The 15717-nt window shown below is 41.0% G+C and carries 16 protein-coding genes and 1 pseudogene; 9 read left to right on the forward strand and 8 right to left on the reverse strand.

Annotated elements, in window-relative coordinates; translation table 11 throughout:
- Positions 1–81 precede the first annotated feature (81 nt).
- The 3 genes from F8R90_RS13615 (at position 82) to F8R90_RS13625 (ending at position 2925) form a co-directional block, all read left to right on the forward strand.
- Entirely contained in the window at positions 82–2112 is a 2031-nt protein-coding gene (locus F8R90_RS13615) for an FAD-dependent oxidoreductase (protein ID WP_196511191.1), read from the forward strand.
- A 157-nt stretch (positions 2113–2269) separates the two neighbouring features.
- Positions 2270–2596, forward strand: coding sequence for an ATP-dependent Clp protease adapter ClpS (gene clpS, locus F8R90_RS13620; protein ID WP_196511192.1), 327 nt, complete (start codon positions 2270–2272; stop codon positions 2594–2596).
- Positions 2597–2601: 5 nt separating this feature from the next.
- Positions 2602–2925 carry a DUF2103 domain-containing protein gene (locus F8R90_RS13625; RefSeq protein WP_190895005.1) on the forward strand — a complete coding sequence of 108 codons (324 nt, stop codon included), beginning with the start codon at positions 2602–2604 and terminating at the stop codon, positions 2923–2925.
- A 34-nt stretch (positions 2926–2959) separates the two neighbouring features.
- Here the strand turns inward: F8R90_RS13625 and F8R90_RS13630 are convergent, their stop codons facing one another.
- Positions 2960–3280, reverse strand: a complete 321-nt coding sequence (locus tag F8R90_RS13630) for a hypothetical protein (protein WP_190895004.1) — start codon at positions 3278–3280, stop codon at positions 2960–2962.
- Positions 3281–4044: 764 nt separating this feature from the next.
- Complete coding sequence (locus F8R90_RS13635) at positions 4045–4530, reverse strand: molybdenum cofactor biosynthesis protein MoaE (RefSeq protein WP_230966298.1); 486 nt, start codon at positions 4528–4530, stop codon at positions 4045–4047.
- Between the two features lie 276 nt (positions 4531–4806).
- On the opposite strand from F8R90_RS13635, the pseudogene F8R90_RS32870 reads away from it, so the two are divergent.
- Positions 4807–5228 (forward strand): annotated as a pseudogene (locus tag F8R90_RS32870) (response regulator); the annotation flags it as partial.
- On the opposite strand, the gene F8R90_RS13645 reads toward F8R90_RS32870, so the two are convergent.
- The gene (locus F8R90_RS13645) at positions 5218–5646 is read right to left on the reverse strand and encodes a KTSC domain-containing protein (protein ID WP_196511195.1); all 429 of its coding nucleotides are present in this window, start codon (positions 5644–5646) and stop codon (positions 5218–5220) included. The pseudogene F8R90_RS32870 and the gene F8R90_RS13645 overlap by 11 nt on opposite strands.
- Before the next feature lie 417 nt (positions 5647–6063).
- Here F8R90_RS13645 and F8R90_RS13650 point away from each other — a divergent pair, with 417 nt between their 5' ends.
- The 3 genes from F8R90_RS13650 to F8R90_RS13660 all read left to right on the forward strand — a co-directional run bounded on the left by F8R90_RS13650 (position 6064) and on the right by F8R90_RS13660 (position 8788).
- Positions 6064–8076 (forward strand): alpha-amylase family glycosyl hydrolase, encoded by a 2013-nt coding sequence (locus tag F8R90_RS13650; RefSeq protein ID WP_196511196.1) that lies wholly within the window; start codon positions 6064–6066, stop codon positions 8074–8076.
- 314 nt (positions 8077–8390) lie between these two features.
- Positions 8391–8576, forward strand: a complete 186-nt coding sequence (locus F8R90_RS13655) for a DUF2949 domain-containing protein (RefSeq protein ID WP_196511197.1) — start codon at positions 8391–8393, stop codon at positions 8574–8576.
- Positions 8577–8647: 71 nt separating this feature from the next.
- Positions 8648–8788: a hypothetical protein gene (locus F8R90_RS13660; protein WP_196511198.1), complete on the forward strand. Its 141-nt coding sequence runs from the start codon at positions 8648–8650 to the stop codon at positions 8786–8788.
- A gap of 101 nt (positions 8789–8889) precedes the next feature.
- On the opposite strand, the gene F8R90_RS13665 is transcribed toward F8R90_RS13660, so the two are convergent.
- The gene (locus tag F8R90_RS13665) at positions 8890–9144 is read right to left on the reverse strand and encodes a hypothetical protein (protein ID WP_190894997.1); all 255 of its coding nucleotides are present in this window, start codon (positions 9142–9144) and stop codon (positions 8890–8892) included.
- 557 nt (positions 9145–9701) lie between these two features.
- Between F8R90_RS13665 and F8R90_RS13670 the strand changes: the two genes are divergently transcribed.
- Complete coding sequence (locus tag F8R90_RS13670; RefSeq protein WP_196511199.1) at positions 9702–10490, forward strand: tryptophan-rich sensory protein; 789 nt, start codon at positions 9702–9704, stop codon at positions 10488–10490.
- A gap of 213 nt (positions 10491–10703) precedes the next feature.
- Here F8R90_RS13670 and F8R90_RS13675 read toward each other — a convergent pair whose 3' ends face one another.
- From F8R90_RS13675 to F8R90_RS13690, 4 genes are all read right to left on the reverse strand, one after another.
- On the reverse strand, positions 10704–12212 hold the full coding sequence (locus tag F8R90_RS13675) for a GH3 family domain-containing protein (RefSeq protein ID WP_196511200.1): 1509 nt from the start codon (positions 12210–12212) through the stop codon (positions 10704–10706).
- On the reverse strand, positions 12212–12820 hold the full coding sequence (locus F8R90_RS13680) for a DapH/DapD/GlmU-related protein (protein ID WP_196511201.1): 609 nt from the start codon (positions 12818–12820) through the stop codon (positions 12212–12214). Before F8R90_RS13680 ends, F8R90_RS13675 begins: the two co-directional genes overlap by 1 nt.
- The gene (locus F8R90_RS13685) at positions 12820–13569 is read right to left on the reverse strand and encodes a sterol desaturase family protein (RefSeq protein ID WP_196511202.1); all 750 of its coding nucleotides are present in this window, start codon (positions 13567–13569) and stop codon (positions 12820–12822) included. The genes F8R90_RS13680 and F8R90_RS13685 overlap by 1 nt, the downstream gene beginning before the upstream one ends.
- Before the next feature lie 245 nt (positions 13570–13814).
- A complete protein-coding gene (locus F8R90_RS13690) occupies positions 13815–14837 on the reverse strand; it encodes an aromatic ring-hydroxylating dioxygenase subunit alpha (RefSeq protein ID WP_196511229.1) in 1023 nt (340 codons plus the stop codon).
- Between the two features lie 245 nt (positions 14838–15082).
- On the opposite strand from F8R90_RS13690, the gene F8R90_RS13695 reads away from it, so the two are divergent.
- The gene (locus tag F8R90_RS13695; RefSeq protein ID WP_196511203.1) at positions 15083–15709 is read left to right on the forward strand and encodes a hypothetical protein; all 627 of its coding nucleotides are present in this window, start codon (positions 15083–15085) and stop codon (positions 15707–15709) included.
- The last annotated feature ends 8 nt before the right edge of the window (positions 15710–15717 follow it).

A 15717-nucleotide genomic window follows, 5' to 3' on the forward strand; every position in this document is an offset into this window, starting at 1 on the left:
TACTCTTATAAACTTGTGATGATCATTTCCTGGATGCTACCTTCTACAAGGTGACACAGGATTTGGAGCGGTTTTTTAACCATGAAGCGCAGACACAAAGTAGCTTATAGCTTGACATCGCTGATCAGTCTCAATTTCATATCCACCTTAGTTGCATTTGATGGAGCGATCGCCACACCACCGAGAACCCCAGATAAAAATGTCAATTGCGAGATTTTAGTTGTGGGTGGTGGACTATCTGGCGTAGCTACAGCTTATGAGGCTTTACTAGCAGGGCGAACGGTTTGTCTCACGGAAATTACTGACTGGCTGGGAGGACAAATTTCTTCTCAAGGGACATCTGCGTTAGACGAACGCCCAACTCAGCGATCTCTCCAATTCTATTCTCGCGGCTACCTAGAATTACGAAACCGGATTGGGCGCAAATACGGTGAACTTAACCCCGGTGACTGTTGGGTAAGTGACTCTTGCTTTCTTCCCCGCGATGCTCACACCATTTTAGTCCAGATGCTCAAAGATGCCGAGAAACAAGGCAAAGGGAAGTTGCAATGGTTTCCCAATACAGTAATTAAGGACTTAGAAATTGCTGCTGATGGCAAAATAATTAATAGTGCGATCGCTATCCAACATCAACCACCAAAAGGCGCACCACCTCTCAATACTTTTACTTTATCTCAAAGTATTGAAGATGCTTATCGCTACGAAAACTCGTCTCGATTTACCAAAACTATTCTCCGTTTCCTCCCCAAGGCAGCGAAAGGGGATGCTCCTAAGTGGTACGTTATAGACGCGAGCGAAACTGGAGAAATTATCGCCCTTGCTGATGTCCCCTACCGATTAGGCATTGATGCCCGTTCCTACCTGGAACCTTCGGCTTCCAGCGCCAACAATGACCCTTATTGCCCTCAAGGCTTTACCTACACCTTTGCAATGGAGGCAACCAAGGAACCGCAACCGCAGACGATGCCTCCATTTTATTTACAATACGCACCATATTTCAGCTATGAATTAACGCGACTGGCTAACTTTGATTTAGTTTTTACCTATCGTCGCATTTGGAGTCCAAACAAAGGGAAACCAGCAAAATTCGGTGGTGTAAGTTTTACTGCTGCGACACCAGGGGACATCTCTATGCAAAACTGGACTTGGGGTAACGACTACCGCCCCGGAACAGCCAAGGATAACTTAGTTTACAGTCGCCAACAGTTACAAGGGACTGGGCAGTTAAAACCAGGGGGCTGGATGGGAGGACTGCGAACAGAAACCCTCCGCAACGCTGAAGAAAATGCCCTCTCATACTATTACTGGTTAGTAGCTGGAACTACAGATTCCCAACTGGGGGAGGGTGTAAAGCAGCAGCGAACTAATAACCGCTTTGTTTCCGGGTTAAATTCCCCAATGGGCACAGCACATGGCTTATCGAAATATCCCTATATGCGAGAGGGACGCCGCATCATTGGCCGCCCTAGTTGGGGACAACCTGGAGGTTTTACTATTTGGGAAATTGATATATCTCGGCGAGATTACAATGATGAGTATTACCGCAAAACTCTGCCAGCAGATATGTATCGGCAGTTAAGAGCCGCACTATCAGGATTGGAAGCCACATCTGTAATTAGCGGTGGGATTTCACCAGACAAAGCAATGCGACGGACTCGTTCTACCATTTTTCCCGATGCTGTGGGTATTGGCCACTACGCTATCGATTTCCATCCTTGCATGGTGAATAGTCCGCCAGAAGCCCCTGGTAATATAGAACGTCCAGGTGAAAGGCGTGGTGCAGGCCTTGCTTATCCCTTCCAAATTGCTCTGAGGGCAATGATTCCCCAGAAAATTGACAATTTGCTAGTAGGAGGCAAAAGCATTGGTACCAGTCATATTGCCGCTGCTGCCTATCGAGTCCATTCCTTTGAATGGTCGGCTGGCGCAGCGGCGGGAACTGTTGCTAGTTTTGCCATCAAAAATGCGATCGCACCCTACCAACTAGTCGATGACTTACCCAAACAAGAGCCACAACTAGAAGCGCTCAAACGGCTTTTACAAAAAAATGGCAACCCCACCGCCTTCCCCGATACATCAATTTTTAACGAAAACTGGGATAATTGGCGGTAGGGCATTAGGTATTGGGCATGGGTATGGGGACTAAATTTTTCCCCATACACAATAGCTAATCTCTAACTCCCAACTCCCAAATCTCCAGTCCCCAGACAATGGACTAAACTAGTTATTTGTAATGTAGTTTTGTAAAATACTCTTGACTAATTGTTCTATGGTTACGATATTTTCAGCAAATGTTTACGGGATGGCCACAGCACCAACTATAGCTCCGAAACAGTCTGATCAAGTTACCCGTAAGACTTATCCGAATTACAAAGTGATTGTATTAAACGATGATTTTAATACATTCCAACACGTGACTGAATGTTTGATGAAATATATTCCAGGGATGAGTGGCGATCGCGCGTGGGATCTGACTAATCAGGTACACTATGAAGGTCAAGCGATCGTCTGGGTTGGTCCCCAAGAACCTGCGGAACTCTATCATCAGCAGCTGCGCCGAGCAGGTTTGACAATGGCACCTCTAGAAGCAGCTTAATTATTATGGGCAAACCCACCGCAGATTCCCTCCGAGCAGCTTCGCAAAAAGCTGGCAGACTGGTTTGGAATCACTCGACACACCTTGATGGTCTTATCCCCATTTTAGAACGTCTTTGTCAGCAGGATTGCATTCAAACCGTGACGCCGGGAGTCATTGGGCGGGTAAAAGGTCATTGCCCGAAAATGCAATTGCGTGTTTCAGTACCGATTCGCGGCGGCTATAAAGTAATTGCACGGCAGGGGAAGACGGTACAGGAAGTGTTTATTTTAACCCCTTTGGCGCAGTCAGAACTGGAAACGGCATTAGCGATCGCTATGAAATCTTAATCATATCCAATTTCCAATGCCTCATGCCCCACGACTATTCCTCAACACGGTGGACTGCAAATTTGTGTAGTGGCAGACTGAGAATGCAAGAAAAAGTTAAAAAATATGACAGAGCCGTAGTTATTCTCAAAGTCATGAGCACAGATTCCCAGTCGGGTAAAACTATTTTTTCTATGCCAAAGGCTAGACAGTAAACTAGCCAGTAACTAAAGCTCATTCTAAATAGAATCCGCTCTGTTTCTTCCACATCATTTTTTTGCTGCTTACCGTCCCACAGTAACAGCAGTCCAATAATGCAAGCTACACAGGAAACAGCAACTACAAATTCGTGACAAAAGATATTTAACGAATGCATTTGTGTTTATCCCCACATTTTTCTGTTGAAGATCAGTCTAAAGGAATATTCCTTGTAGAAATACAAAATATTTACAAACCTCAATAGGTCATGGAGTTTATGTAAACAAATGCAACAAAAATTGTTGTTTTGCAAATTTAAATATTTTTAATAAAAATTAAACATTTCTGTTAAGTAGGTGTTTAGGAATTAGAAATTACTTTGTTTAGATTTTGGACAAATAAAAAAGTTGCGGATTTTTCATGCAAATCAAAAAACACATTGCAAATTACCGCAGTTCGTTTTTGAACTAAAAGCAAATCACAGTATTTGCCCAAAGACACTTTGTTGTTGATATAGCGGTTCCCACTCAGATGCGGTACAAGATTATATCGCCAGGTGTAGGCGCACGGCAGTGCCCATACAACTTAAGCTAAAAGCCTTTTCAAATCTCGTTTCCAGCCTCTGGGCTGGAAATGCAACTCAAAAGCGGCTCTGCCGCCAGCAAGGGAGGCGGAGCCTCTAGGATGCCATTCCCAGTCTCAGACGTATGGTAACAAACTTTTAAAACTCATTTTTTAAAACTCATTATTTAAATAATATTGAATAATAAATATATTATATTATGCGATTCTACCTGTTAACTGTAGTTAAAAAAGTGTCATCCAGCAACTAGCCATGTCTACCAAGGGCTATATCTATGCACACATCAGTTTGCTAATTGCTGAATGAATCACTGCCTTTTCAAGAGATTGCACTTCTTTGAAGAAAATAGCTCAGAAATCTTAACAATTTTCTCCTGATGTTTCGCAAGCACCAATACTTACCCAACGGCTAGAACCATCTTGCCAATGTTCTTTCTTCCATATGGGCGCATTGTGTTTGAGGGTATCAATAGCATACTGGCAAGCTTCAAACGCCTCACTCCGATGAGGACAACCCACTGCTACTAAAACACTAATTTCTCCAACTTGCAAACGTCCGGTGCGATGATGAATCACTACCCGATTCACATCAGACGTAGATAAGCGAATATCAGCAGCAATTTGATAAAATATCTGCAATGCCATAGGTTCGTAAGCTTGATACTCTAAAGCAATGACAGGTTTACCATCAGTTTGATTGCGAACCACGCCACTCATCACAACCACGGCACCGTTGGCCGGATCGTCAGATTTGGCATAGATTTCTTCAAGAGACAATGGTGCAAAGGTAATGGCAAAACTATCTTCGGCTCTTGGTTTAACAGCAGAGGTAAGTGTAGTCGTCATAACTGCGTTCATATTATGTGGGCTTTTTCTATTGTCTCTGAACAAACGCTGCTAACGCATCTTACAATTTAAATTCATTAACATAGTTGCGTATATTACTACCTACCTAAATTTTACTGGAAGTAGTTTTATGTGCTGACAAAAAATTATAAGGGTGTAAATCTTCCAAAATTTACTTAAAATTAGCAAAATTATTGTTCACCTTTCTTAAGGCATATTAGTATAATTAAAGTCATCAAGCTATATGCTTGCTCAGTTATTTAAATAATCTGATAAGAAATTACTAAAACATCCCTAGAAAACTATAATTACACGGCAATTACTGCTGGTGATGGCATGGAAGCATTAGCAATTTATGCCCAGCATAAAGAGAAAATTAGTGCCGCGATTATCGATATTATGATGTCCATAGGACTTACGCAATAACTCTCTCAAATTATTATTCCTCTGTATCCTTTGCGTCCTTTGCGGTTCGTTTTTTCATTATTTTGTGTAAGTCCTGGTCCAATATGGATAGAGCAACTACCATTCGCACATTGCAAAATATAAATCCGTTATTGCCGATTATTATTGTAAGTGGACTTGCAACAAGTGAACAAGTTCCAATCGACAAAACAGATCAACATACAGCCTTTTTAGCTAAACCCTACACAACGCAAGAATTATTGAAAACCCTACATACAATTATTAGTCAATAGTATAATCTGCATGATCTAAACGATCGCAGTCATATCTGCCTTTAATCTCTTGATTGAAAAAGCTGCCAATTGAGTCACAGGAATGTAAATCTTCCCAAGTATCCTCGTCTACGCCTAAGTACTGATAAACAGCCCCACTTTGAAACTCAACTTGCAAAATATGTTCGTCGCGATCGTAACCTACAGCCATGGCCATCGAGGAGACAACTGGTAGCATGATAATTGGTTCCTCTTCAAAAGGTAGTGGGGTCGTTTCGGCGATCACCTCGTTCAGTTCTTGTAATCCTTCATAAGCTTGTATCGGTGCCGGTATTTCCAAAAACTCCAGTTCGTCGCCTCGATCGAGCAACAACTGCAAATATCCATCAGAGTGAGCGATCGCTACTAAACTGCTCAAGTCTACCTTAGATAGCTTCATTTATTTTGTGCTCTCCTGCGGGCGTAGTCGGGAGTGTTAAAGTTTTATGCAACACTTAAGCGTGTTTATAGTACAAATATACTATAAACACGCTTCGCTGTCAAGTTTTTTTACCAAGCGAGAATTTTAGGTGTGTAGAGACGCGGAAACGTTGCGATCGGTAAGTGCATTTGTGATCTGAACTGTATTAGTTTATTTATTTAGAACAAAAGATATAAAAAATTGCTTATTTTCTACGTAAGTTGTATCAATCAAAGTTGCTCAAACTAACATCTGGCTTTAGTAGTGCGACTATCTAGTAAACGTCCGATAAGATTTACAGGTTGAAAAAATTCAACTCAATTATCTGGAATAGCAACTGAGTGTTGTGTAATAACTCCACAAATGACTTAATTACATCAACTAGAGGTTTTTCCAATGCCTACTGATTTACTGAGCCGCAAAAAGACTCACTTTGTGTTGTGGCGTCCCGGTGCCTCTGAACCATCTCCCACTCTCTATATTGGCAGCACACCTCCCAGCAACCCGGAACCATTAACTAAATTTAGAGAAATTCCGCTTCGTCAATCAACTCAATTTCCTGAACTGTGGGAAGTATCAGCTCAAGAAGTGGGGTTGAGCGAAGGACAAGTTTACTTCTACTGGTTTAAAGTCCGCAACTCAGATGGCTATTCTGATAATGCCAACCAAATTATCTATGCTACAGATCCGACAGCAACAACTGTAGATCGAAGATTTGCTAATAAGCGGCTGGAATCGGGGGTAACAATTAGCCCAGATCATCCGGCAAGCGTTATACTTTACCGCAATGGCGAACTGACTCCCTGCGATCCCGAAGGACAAACTGTAAATTGGGAAGACGATATTCCTTTAAAAGAACTGCCAACTAACAATCAATTGGTGATTTACGAATTACCTACCCGTTGGGCAAAGAATAGCCCATCTGGTATTGAAGAAGGAAATGGAACATTCCGTGATGCTTTAGCACTGTTGGTCAAAGAAGCAAAATCTCCAACTTTTACCACAGTCGATGCTTTGAATAACCACGCTCATCTTGTGGAACTGGGAGTCAACGCCCTCGAACTACTACCCCCAGAAGATAGCAGCTATGTTAACGAGTGGGGTTACGGCACAGCGAATTATTTTGCCGCAGATTTCGATTTAGGACGCCCAGATCATCAATCAGCACCTACAGCTACAACTGATTTAGTGAATTTGATCAAAGCTGCTCATCAACATGGGTTGCGCTTTTTTATAGATGTGGTGATGGCATTCTCGCTGAAGAACCCTTACCATCATGTGAATTTTCTGGATTTTTACATTAAATGGGGCAGTGGTGACCCAGAACAAGGGTCAAGAGATGGTTTTGGCGGAGATTTATTTAAATACAATTATTGGGTAGAAGGGTATCACCCCATCACTGGCCAAAAATCATGGTTTGTGCCAGCACGGGAATACTTAAAAGTCCATATTGCCCATTGGCTAGAATTTTATCGGGTTGACGGTCTGCGGTTAGATAGCGTCAATAATGTTGCCAACTACGACTTTTTACAAGAATTTAAGGATTTTGCGCGTAATCTATGGCATGAAAGAGGGGGAAGCGACGTTAGCGAAGCGGAAGCGTCTCGCTTCTTGGTTGTTGGAGAAGAATTAAGTGTACCACTAGCGCTTATCCAACAAAATCGTCTAGATGGATTATGGAATGAAAAATTTAAGCAAATCTTCCGGCAGGTAATTCTAGGTAAGAACGCCTGGGATGAACCTAGCTTTGAATGGAGTGTCCGCAAGCTCATTGATTGCCGCAACTTAGGCTTTAGAGATGCTTCACAAGCAGTAAATTACCTAACTTCCCATGATATCGGCGGTTATGGTAATGAGCGTCTCTTCAACTATTTGGTTAATAATGGCGTGAAGCTGACAGAAGAACGCATTAAATTAGGATTTGTCAGCTTGCTCACCGCCGTAGGAATTCCCATGATTCTAGCTGGCGATGAATTTGCCGACCAGCAAGATTTGGACATCAGCGATGATCATAGTAATCGCAAACAAATTGACCCAGTTAACTTCGACCGTGTAAGCGAAGATTGGCGACAACGCATATTCCAATACGTTGCAAGATTAGTCCGCTTCCGCAAGACTTCTAATGCTTTAGCTGTGAATGAGACCCAGTTCATTCATATTGACTTCAATGAAGGCAAACGAGTTTTAGTCTGGCAACGTGGTAACAAAGCTGATGAGTTAGTAGTTGTAGTAGCAAACTTTTCTGACTATGGTACTCCTCCTGCTTCTGAGTATAGAGTCCCAAATTGGCCCGCAACCCCAGTTGGTAAACAGTGGAAAGAAATCACTCAAGAAAGGATAGTTCCACCAGACTGGGTAGGCAGAGAAGGCATCGTACCTTGGGAAGCTAAGGTATATGCTCTAGTTTGACAATTGGGCATGGGGCATTGAGGGATCTGAGTGCTGAGTAAAGTAGAAAATTCTCAGCATTCTTCATGTTCCAATGTGTCCCATTTTGTACGTATCCCAGTGGTTACCCAATCTCTGCATCTTCTTTAACGGCGTTCTCTTGGCTAAAGTTTTCTCCTTTCGAGTGGTGTTAATTCTTTGAGTACGGTAAACCGTATTTGCTTGTTAGTTCCCAAAGATTAATTTAATTGTTAAGTTTAGCTACATAAATAAGAAAATGCTAGAAGATTGCTAAGACAAAAATTAGAACTTAATTAACATTGTTTAACATGGCTATGAAACCTACAGATCAATTGGTGCATTTTTTAGAGGAAGAGTTGGGTATTTCTGGTGGAGCAATTTCTCTTGCTTTGCGGCATTGTGAGCATACCCCCAACTTTCTAGCTATGACCCTCTGGCAATATGGGCTGGTAACATTGGATCAGTTAGCCCAAATTTTTGATTGGTTGGAAACAGTATAAGCTGCTACTTCAAATTGGCAACAAAGTTAGATAATTACAGCAATTAGAGCAAAAAGCCCACCAGGAGCAAGGTGACTCTTCCTTGCCCACTCGATCATTCCAAATTCCGGGAAGTGCGATCGCTATCAAACCCCAAAATAAGTAAACAATTAACTAATCGTAACGAGAGGAATTTGCGATCGCATTGGCAACCAAATACAAAAACGGGCTAAAGAATTTGAACAGATCAAAGCCTTTAGCCCCCTCTGAAAATAACTGTCTCCTCAGTTAATAAGAGGAAAAGTAGCTTTATTGAGGCTTTTTGAAAACACTCCTAGAAATCACCAAGCCTAATATGTTCCGAGAGTAGTTTCTTTAACTCCACTATGTTTTGCTTCTCTTGTTCCTTAACCTTTCTCCAAAAGGCTTGTACTGAATCATACCCCTCAGCATTAGCAAAATATTGGTCATACCGCCATAGGGCATCGAGTCTTCGACTCAGATCGTGAACCAGATCGTGGTCGTGGTCTTTAAGACCCTGCGATTCTCCCAGGTGTTCTACTTCTTTCTGGTAAGTTTCTAAACTCATTTTTCATTCCTCTTGAACTCGATAAAATTGAGCGAAGAAATCACAAGTCAGCTAATCAAAATCCCTTGGTATCGGTAAATTATGTATTTGAGAGGATAAAGTCATACCTCTACCATTGAGTTAGCTTTACTCAAAGGTTAGGTAAAGATTGTGAGGAACTTGTGAGAAAGCTCAAATATTACATAAGTTCATTAGACTTGTCGGTTTATAAAAAATTAGTATCTGAAACCCTTGTTCTGCCTCGCTCGAAAAACTCAAAAAGTTTATTAGGCGACAAGTCTATTTTGATCGACATCTAGATAATAAAACAATTTCATCTAGAGTTATGCATCATGTTATTTCGACAACTCTTTGAACTATAAATAAGTACATATACTCATTTGATTACAGGTTTAGGGACTAAAACGGTGATTTTGGTCGATCCAGCATTAGAACAGGTAGAGTGCTCCAGTTGACACAGAGAATATGGTCACGCATCCTCGTTGAATTCTTGTGCCTTAGGCATCGCTCTTTTTCAGATGTAAGCTAAAAGCATAAAAGATATGAGTTAATATCCTATGCAGCAGTCCAACTCTAGCAATTACCGGGATTTTTGGCGGCAGCTTGTTACTTTGGCTGCAATCTTTGGTGCTTTCATTATCAATGTAGTATCGAACGTTTTTCCGCTCAATGGACTCAGCATAGGGGAAATTTCCAATACTTTATTTAAAAATGTCCTGATTATCCCTGCCAATTACGCCTTTGCTATCTGGGGTCTGATTTACCTTGGGTTGTTTGCTTTTGGGGTATACCAAGCTCTACCTGAACAACGACATGAACCTGATTTTCGTAAGACAGGTTATCTGTTGGTGATTGCCTGTGTTGCTCAAAGTATCTGGGTGTATCTGTTTTTGTCTCGGCTTTTTGCGCTTTCTGTAATTGCAATGCTCTTTATTCTATTGCCCCTGATTGCTGTTTATGTGCAGTTAGAAATTGGCAACAAGCGTGTACCTCGGCTCAAGAAATGGTGTGTTCACTTTCCTATCAGCATTTATCTAGGCTGGATTAGCGTGGCGACCATTGTCAACGTAGCGTGTGCCTTGTCTTTTCAGGGGTGGAATGGTTGGGGAATTTCTGCTGTAATATGGACTCTCATCATGTTATTGATCGCAACAGCAGTTGCAGCAGTTATTGTCATCCAGCGTGGAGACATCGCTTATACAGGAGTAATACTCTGGGCACTGGTGGCGATCGCACTCAAGCACTCTGATAATTCAATGCTCAGAAATGCCGCGTTGGTTTTGGCAATTGTCCTGGTTTTGCTCGCTACGATGAAGATCAGGAGCAGCCAACAAGAACATATTTAATTGCTCCCGGCGCGATCGCCCGAACTGCCACATCTTACATTTCCTGTTTGAATATGGCAAGCGCTTTCGCAAAGCCTCCCGTAGGCAAGTTAGAAGGAGCGATCGCAATACGTTTCGGATAAGCACTTTTCACAACTGTTATGGTCTAGAAAAAAAGTGAAGGTTTGAAGTAGATAACTTATTGTGATTAGGCTAGTACTTGGTAAGCTATTTCTAGACAATTTCCAACTTCAATTCTTGTAAAAGTTCAGTGCTAATGGGTGATGTTGCCAGAATTGGATGCTTAATACCTCCCCAAATACTTCCAGTGCGGATACGATGAGAAACTAACACTTGAGGAATTTGACTAGAGATTAAAACCTGTGGTGGTGCAAGTTGACCGATGGTTCGCGCTCTCTGGTAATGATATGATTCTGATAAAGCTTGATCCAGTTTTTGAGCAAGAATTTCTGGAGTTTCTTTTGCCGAATCTAGTAATAGAATATAGTGTGGAGGATCGGCAATCGGCATCAAGCTTTTAAAATTAGTTTCTTGCAAGTTCAACAGACTAATAGCATTATTTACAAAGGTTTCTTGCAACTTTTCGCCCACCAAATCGCTAATAGCTTGATGTCGTCCGAGAAACTCTAAACAGGGAGTGTGGCGATAGTAATGAGTTACCCGGATGCGATCGCCAATTCGATAACGATACAAACCCCCTTTCTGGGATAAAATAATCGTGTATTCCTTGCCAATATTGAGTTCATGCAAACCATACAGGGAACCAGTATCATCCTCAAACTCGAAAAACACTTCATCGAGAACTGGAACACATCCCCCAGCGACAATCAAAGGAATCGTTATTGGTGCTTCGGTTGCTAGGAGTCCTTTACCTTGAATTAATACACCTGGAAATTGCGATCGCAATCCCTGAGCTTGATCTGCTGCATTGGCACTATCCCAGCAGGAAATCAGCTTCAAATTTGGCCAGAGTTGCATCCAGCTAATATTACTTTCGCTGAGGATTTGCAGCCGATGATGTGAAATCCGATTGTGTAATTCTCCTCGCAATAAATCCTGATTTTCTTTAATATATTTTAAATGTACTTGTAGAAAGCTAGGACTCCAAATAGAAATAATTGCTAATTTTTCAGCCTCTAATAATGCCAAAGCAAGTTGATGTTTAAACAAATTCGCATCATGCAGCCGATTAAGTTTATTTGGCATCACCAGCCAAGGACGCAAGAACCAACGTAACCAGCCATCTAAGTAATCTAAATCATCCTGTAAACTTTGGCTATCAGCTACATTTAATTGCGGCGATATACAAGCATAAAGCTTCCCTGTAGAAAATTTCGGGCCATTTACAATCAAATCATGCGCCCATACACAAAACATTTGATTAAACGATCGCCGCAAAGATTGAGTATAAGGAATCCATTTTACCGCCCCACTACTACCAGAGGTTTTTTCATAGAACAAAATCGGTTCTGGTGTGAGCGAAATTTGCTGCTGTTTTTGATTTAACCAGGGTTCAAGCGCATCATAATCTACAATTGGTACACGCTGCCAATCATCTACAGAATGAATCCCTAAAGTTTTACCATACTCACTCTTGATTAAGCGATCGCAAATCTCCCTTTGTACAGATGTCTGCATTAACTCTGGGTTATCCAAAGCTTGATGAAATCGCCTCGCAGTTGGTGCGAGTATTTGCCCAAAAAGCTGAATAATCGGACGCATTATTGCACCTTTTGATTAGGATAAAGCTTGGTGGCTACTGGTAAATAAGAACCATCGCCAATGACTACACCAGCAGCAAGATTAGAACCGGCTCCCACAAAGACATTGCTGCCAATCTTGACTTTTTTGACATACAACATTAAATTTTGCTTGCGGGGTTTAATGATGTGAGAATAGATACCGACACCATGCCCGATAACGACGCGATCGCCAATTTCTAATAAACTGCGATCGGCAATCTCCAATCTTGTTGTCCAGTATACATCTCGCCCCACTTTAGCACCCCACAATCGCAACCAACACGAAAACACCCCCGGAATCAATCGCAGCAATGCTTCTAGCGCCGGAATTGCAATATAAATTACCTGGATTTGATGACTACCCCACCAGGGACTATATTCTTTACCTTGTAGATAACTAATCCCCTCCCGCACAGGATAAAACCGTTCATGCAAGCGATAAACTAGCACTGGTAGCCCATAAATAGAAAGGAACACCGCCAGAATGCTGAAGATATTGGGTGAATAGGCGAGGTAGACTATTGCTGCCCCAGTTAGCAATAATATAAAGGCGGGAAAAAACGAAAGAATTTTACTTAGAACTGTCATTAAAATGGGAATAAAAGTTTTTGGAACAAGTTTAATGAGCTAGGAATTCCGATTATAGATGGCAAGTTTTTGCTTTCATAATATGTTCCATGTAACTTATCCCAAATTTTCAGATTAGCCCCGTAGTTATAATTTTGGACTTCGCGGCAATGATGCCAAGCATGATCTTGTGGTAAAATTAGCCAAGGAGATAAAAGTTGATAAAACCAGCTACTTTCAGGAATTATTAAGCTGCTATGTCGCCATAAATCTAAGGCAGAAGTTAGACTTACTCCAAGTAAATAACCTGTTGGATCTGCTAACAGATACAAAAATAAAGTGTGTATCCATAAATAAATAATTAACAAACTTGTCCAAAGTGTGTTGCGAGAAGTTCCTAGTACATCCATCTGAGTAACAGTATGATGGACTTGGTGAACCTTCCACAACAATTTAGTATGTAATAAACGATGATTCCAATAATATAAATAATCAACCACAACAAAACTGATAATAAAAGCCGAAACTACTGATACTTTTAAATATCCTTGTTGAGTTGGTAGTAAATATTGATAAAGCCAATAAACCAAAGTAGCTTGTAGTAAGGGAATAAAAATTCCTTGAATCGTTAACCCTGTACTATCTATTAGCCAATCTTCACGACTTTTCACTTGAAGTTGAGTTCGTCCCACCTGATTGGTAATAGTCCAACCAACTAATCCGATAAAAGAGCCAAAAATTAGTAGTTGTGAAAAGTTTTGTATTCCCACTTCTGATTGCTCACGCCGATTTTAATTAATTACGAATCATTCTTAGAGGATGTTTAAAAAGTCCTTTTCTTAGTAGAAAAACGTTTTAGATCCCCCTAAATCCCCCTTAAAAAGGGGAATTTAGGGGGATCTAAAACGATTTTGGGTCTGTACAGAGATGTGTGTACACCGTAGCTTTTTTAAGGGGGGTTAGGGGGGATCAACAAATGCCTAAAATCACAGCTAAATACTTTTCAAACAACCTCTTAAACCCAGAATGTAACTTTTACTGATTTATTTGGCAATAAACGCGGATCTTCTCCACGAGATATAGCCGCTATAATTGACTCGACAAATATATGAATTGTGTCCGCAGGCGTATTATAAAATTGTGTCCCGTATTTAGCGATCGCTTCTCCCTGAATATCCAAAATTTCCACGTCTTGGCGGATAATGTGTTGAGCAGTCCACCGCACAAAGGGACGTGCTAACTTATTCCAAATACCATAGTTATAGGTGACATCGGTGTAAACCAGAGTTGAATTATCGGTTTCTGGAATAGATTGACTGGTAATGAACAAATGGCGATTATCTGCCATTTTATACTCTACAGAGGTAATATTTGGCATATAAAAGCGATCGCTATGTTTAATCTCTGCACCCTGCAAATTCAGAAAACGGCTGTACCATCCCAAATTATTGTTTTCATTGCGATACTCCACCAAAACCGAACCATTCCACCGTTCAACAGTCATCTCTAACTTTTGTTGGCGGGAAGTACGGAAAACACCAGGATGAACAAAAGCCGTATGGGGAATATCAATAAAGTTCTCTGCACAATTAGTAACATTATTAGCAAAACGGTTAATTACCCGCACCGTCTCCCATCCTGTTTGTCCGTAGTTAGGCATAGAAAAGGGTTCAAAATCAACCTTTGGGGTATCGGCTAACCGCACATAAACATAGCCATCCTGTTCTTTGGTAGCATAACACTTGGCTCGACGCTGTGGGGAAGGTTTGAAGTCATCTCCTTCGGCTGGAACAGCAATCACGTTTCCAACCCCGTCATATACCCAACCATGATAGGGACATTGTAAAGCACCGTTACAGATTTTACCTGATGATAGACGGCTATTGCGGTGTAAACAGCGATCGCGCAAAGCTACGGCTTGTCCATCTTCACCGCGAAATATCGCTAACCATTCTCCTAAAACGGTGCGTGATAATACCTTGTTAGGTTGTAACTGTTCGCTGAGTGCGACAATATACCAGAAATCTGCAAATTGCATGGTGGGTGGGAGAGAGCGATCAACCATAAGACCTTGAAAGGGATAGTTACTTAATTACTAGGTATGGATGTTACTTAGAGGGTGTCGATCTGTAGATCCAGTAAGTTAAGATGATGTCGGTATTTATCAAATCTTACTGCTAGGAATTATTTTATATGGGAGCGTGGGAAGAACAAGCAAAGCAGACAAATGAACATAGGCAGCACTGGTCACAAGCTCAGGAGTTTAATTTTATTCAGGTTCTGTTGGTTGCTACTAATGAAGAAGAAGTTAAAGCAGCTTATGTTAGAGAATTTTCTCTACCTGTCAAAACTCAGGAAAGACATGACTTGGTAGTTAACAAAATTCTATTTGAATTCAAATACTCGGTCAAGCTTGGAGATATAGAAGTTGCAGCAAAGGTTATTGCTCAGGCAATTTATTACATTAACCGCTTATTCAAGAAAGGGCGTATAGATGAAATTAAGTATTTTATAGTTGCTGATAAAGATGAAGCTAGAATTTTCAAAGTTATTGAATTTCGATTATTTTATGAGAGTTATGAATACCAGTGGGATGATTTTCGCCCAAGTTCGCCTGATCCTAAATTAATCGCAGCTATCAAAAATTCCAAGCTATTAGAATCTAATCGAGTTTATCGATTGACTTCTCAGGATGATTTACATATCTTTTCAACTCGTATTTACAAGATATTATCACCTAATAATTATCAGATTAAATCAAATAACCAAAAACATCTAGGTTGGAGCTTGCCCCCATTTCTGATAATTATTTGTGGATTAACCCTGATAGTGTCGTCAGGCATTGTTTTGAGAAATCACCATTACTTCGATTTTTTGAACAAATTGACCCCTGCCCACAACAATAAATAACATAACGC

Origin of the sequence: Nostoc sp. NZL (genome assembly GCF_015714705.1) — a bacterium.
Classification (GTDB): Bacteria; Cyanobacteriota; Cyanobacteriia; order Cyanobacteriales; family Nostocaceae; genus Nostoc; species Nostoc foliaceum_A.

Coding starts and splice junctions, on each gene's coding strand:
- F8R90_RS13615 (WP_196511191.1), top strand. CDS start 82: ATGAAGCGCAGACACAAAGTAGCTTATAGCTTGACATCGCTGATCAGT.
- clpS (WP_196511192.1), top strand. CDS start 2,270: ATGGTTACGATATTTTCAGCAAATGTTTACGGGATGGCCACAGCACCA.
- F8R90_RS13625 (WP_190895005.1), top strand. CDS start 2,602: ATGGGCAAACCCACCGCAGATTCCCTCCGAGCAGCTTCGCAAAAAGCT.
- F8R90_RS13630 (WP_190895004.1), bottom strand. CDS start 3,280: ATGCATTCGTTAAATATCTTTTGTCACGAATTTGTAGTTGCTGTTTCC.
- F8R90_RS13635 (WP_230966298.1), bottom strand. CDS start 4,530: ATGACGACTACACTTACCTCTGCTGTTAAACCAAGAGCCGAAGATAGT.
- F8R90_RS13645 (WP_196511195.1), bottom strand. CDS start 5,646: ATGAAGCTATCTAAGGTAGACTTGAGCAGTTTAGTAGCGATCGCTCAC.
- F8R90_RS13650 (WP_196511196.1), top strand. CDS start 6,064: ATGCCTACTGATTTACTGAGCCGCAAAAAGACTCACTTTGTGTTGTGG.
- F8R90_RS13655 (WP_196511197.1), top strand. CDS start 8,391: ATGAAACCTACAGATCAATTGGTGCATTTTTTAGAGGAAGAGTTGGGT.
- F8R90_RS13665 (WP_190894997.1), bottom strand. CDS start 9,144: ATGAGTTTAGAAACTTACCAGAAAGAAGTAGAACACCTGGGAGAATCG.
- F8R90_RS13670 (WP_196511199.1), top strand. CDS start 9,702: ATGCAGCAGTCCAACTCTAGCAATTACCGGGATTTTTGGCGGCAGCTT.
- F8R90_RS13675 (WP_196511200.1), bottom strand. CDS start 12,212: ATGCGTCCGATTATTCAGCTTTTTGGGCAAATACTCGCACCAACTGCG.
- F8R90_RS13680 (WP_196511201.1), bottom strand. CDS start 12,820: ATGACAGTTCTAAGTAAAATTCTTTCGTTTTTTCCCGCCTTTATATTA.
- F8R90_RS13690 (WP_196511229.1), bottom strand. CDS start 14,837: ATGCAATTTGCAGATTTCTGGTATATTGTCGCACTCAGCGAACAGTTA.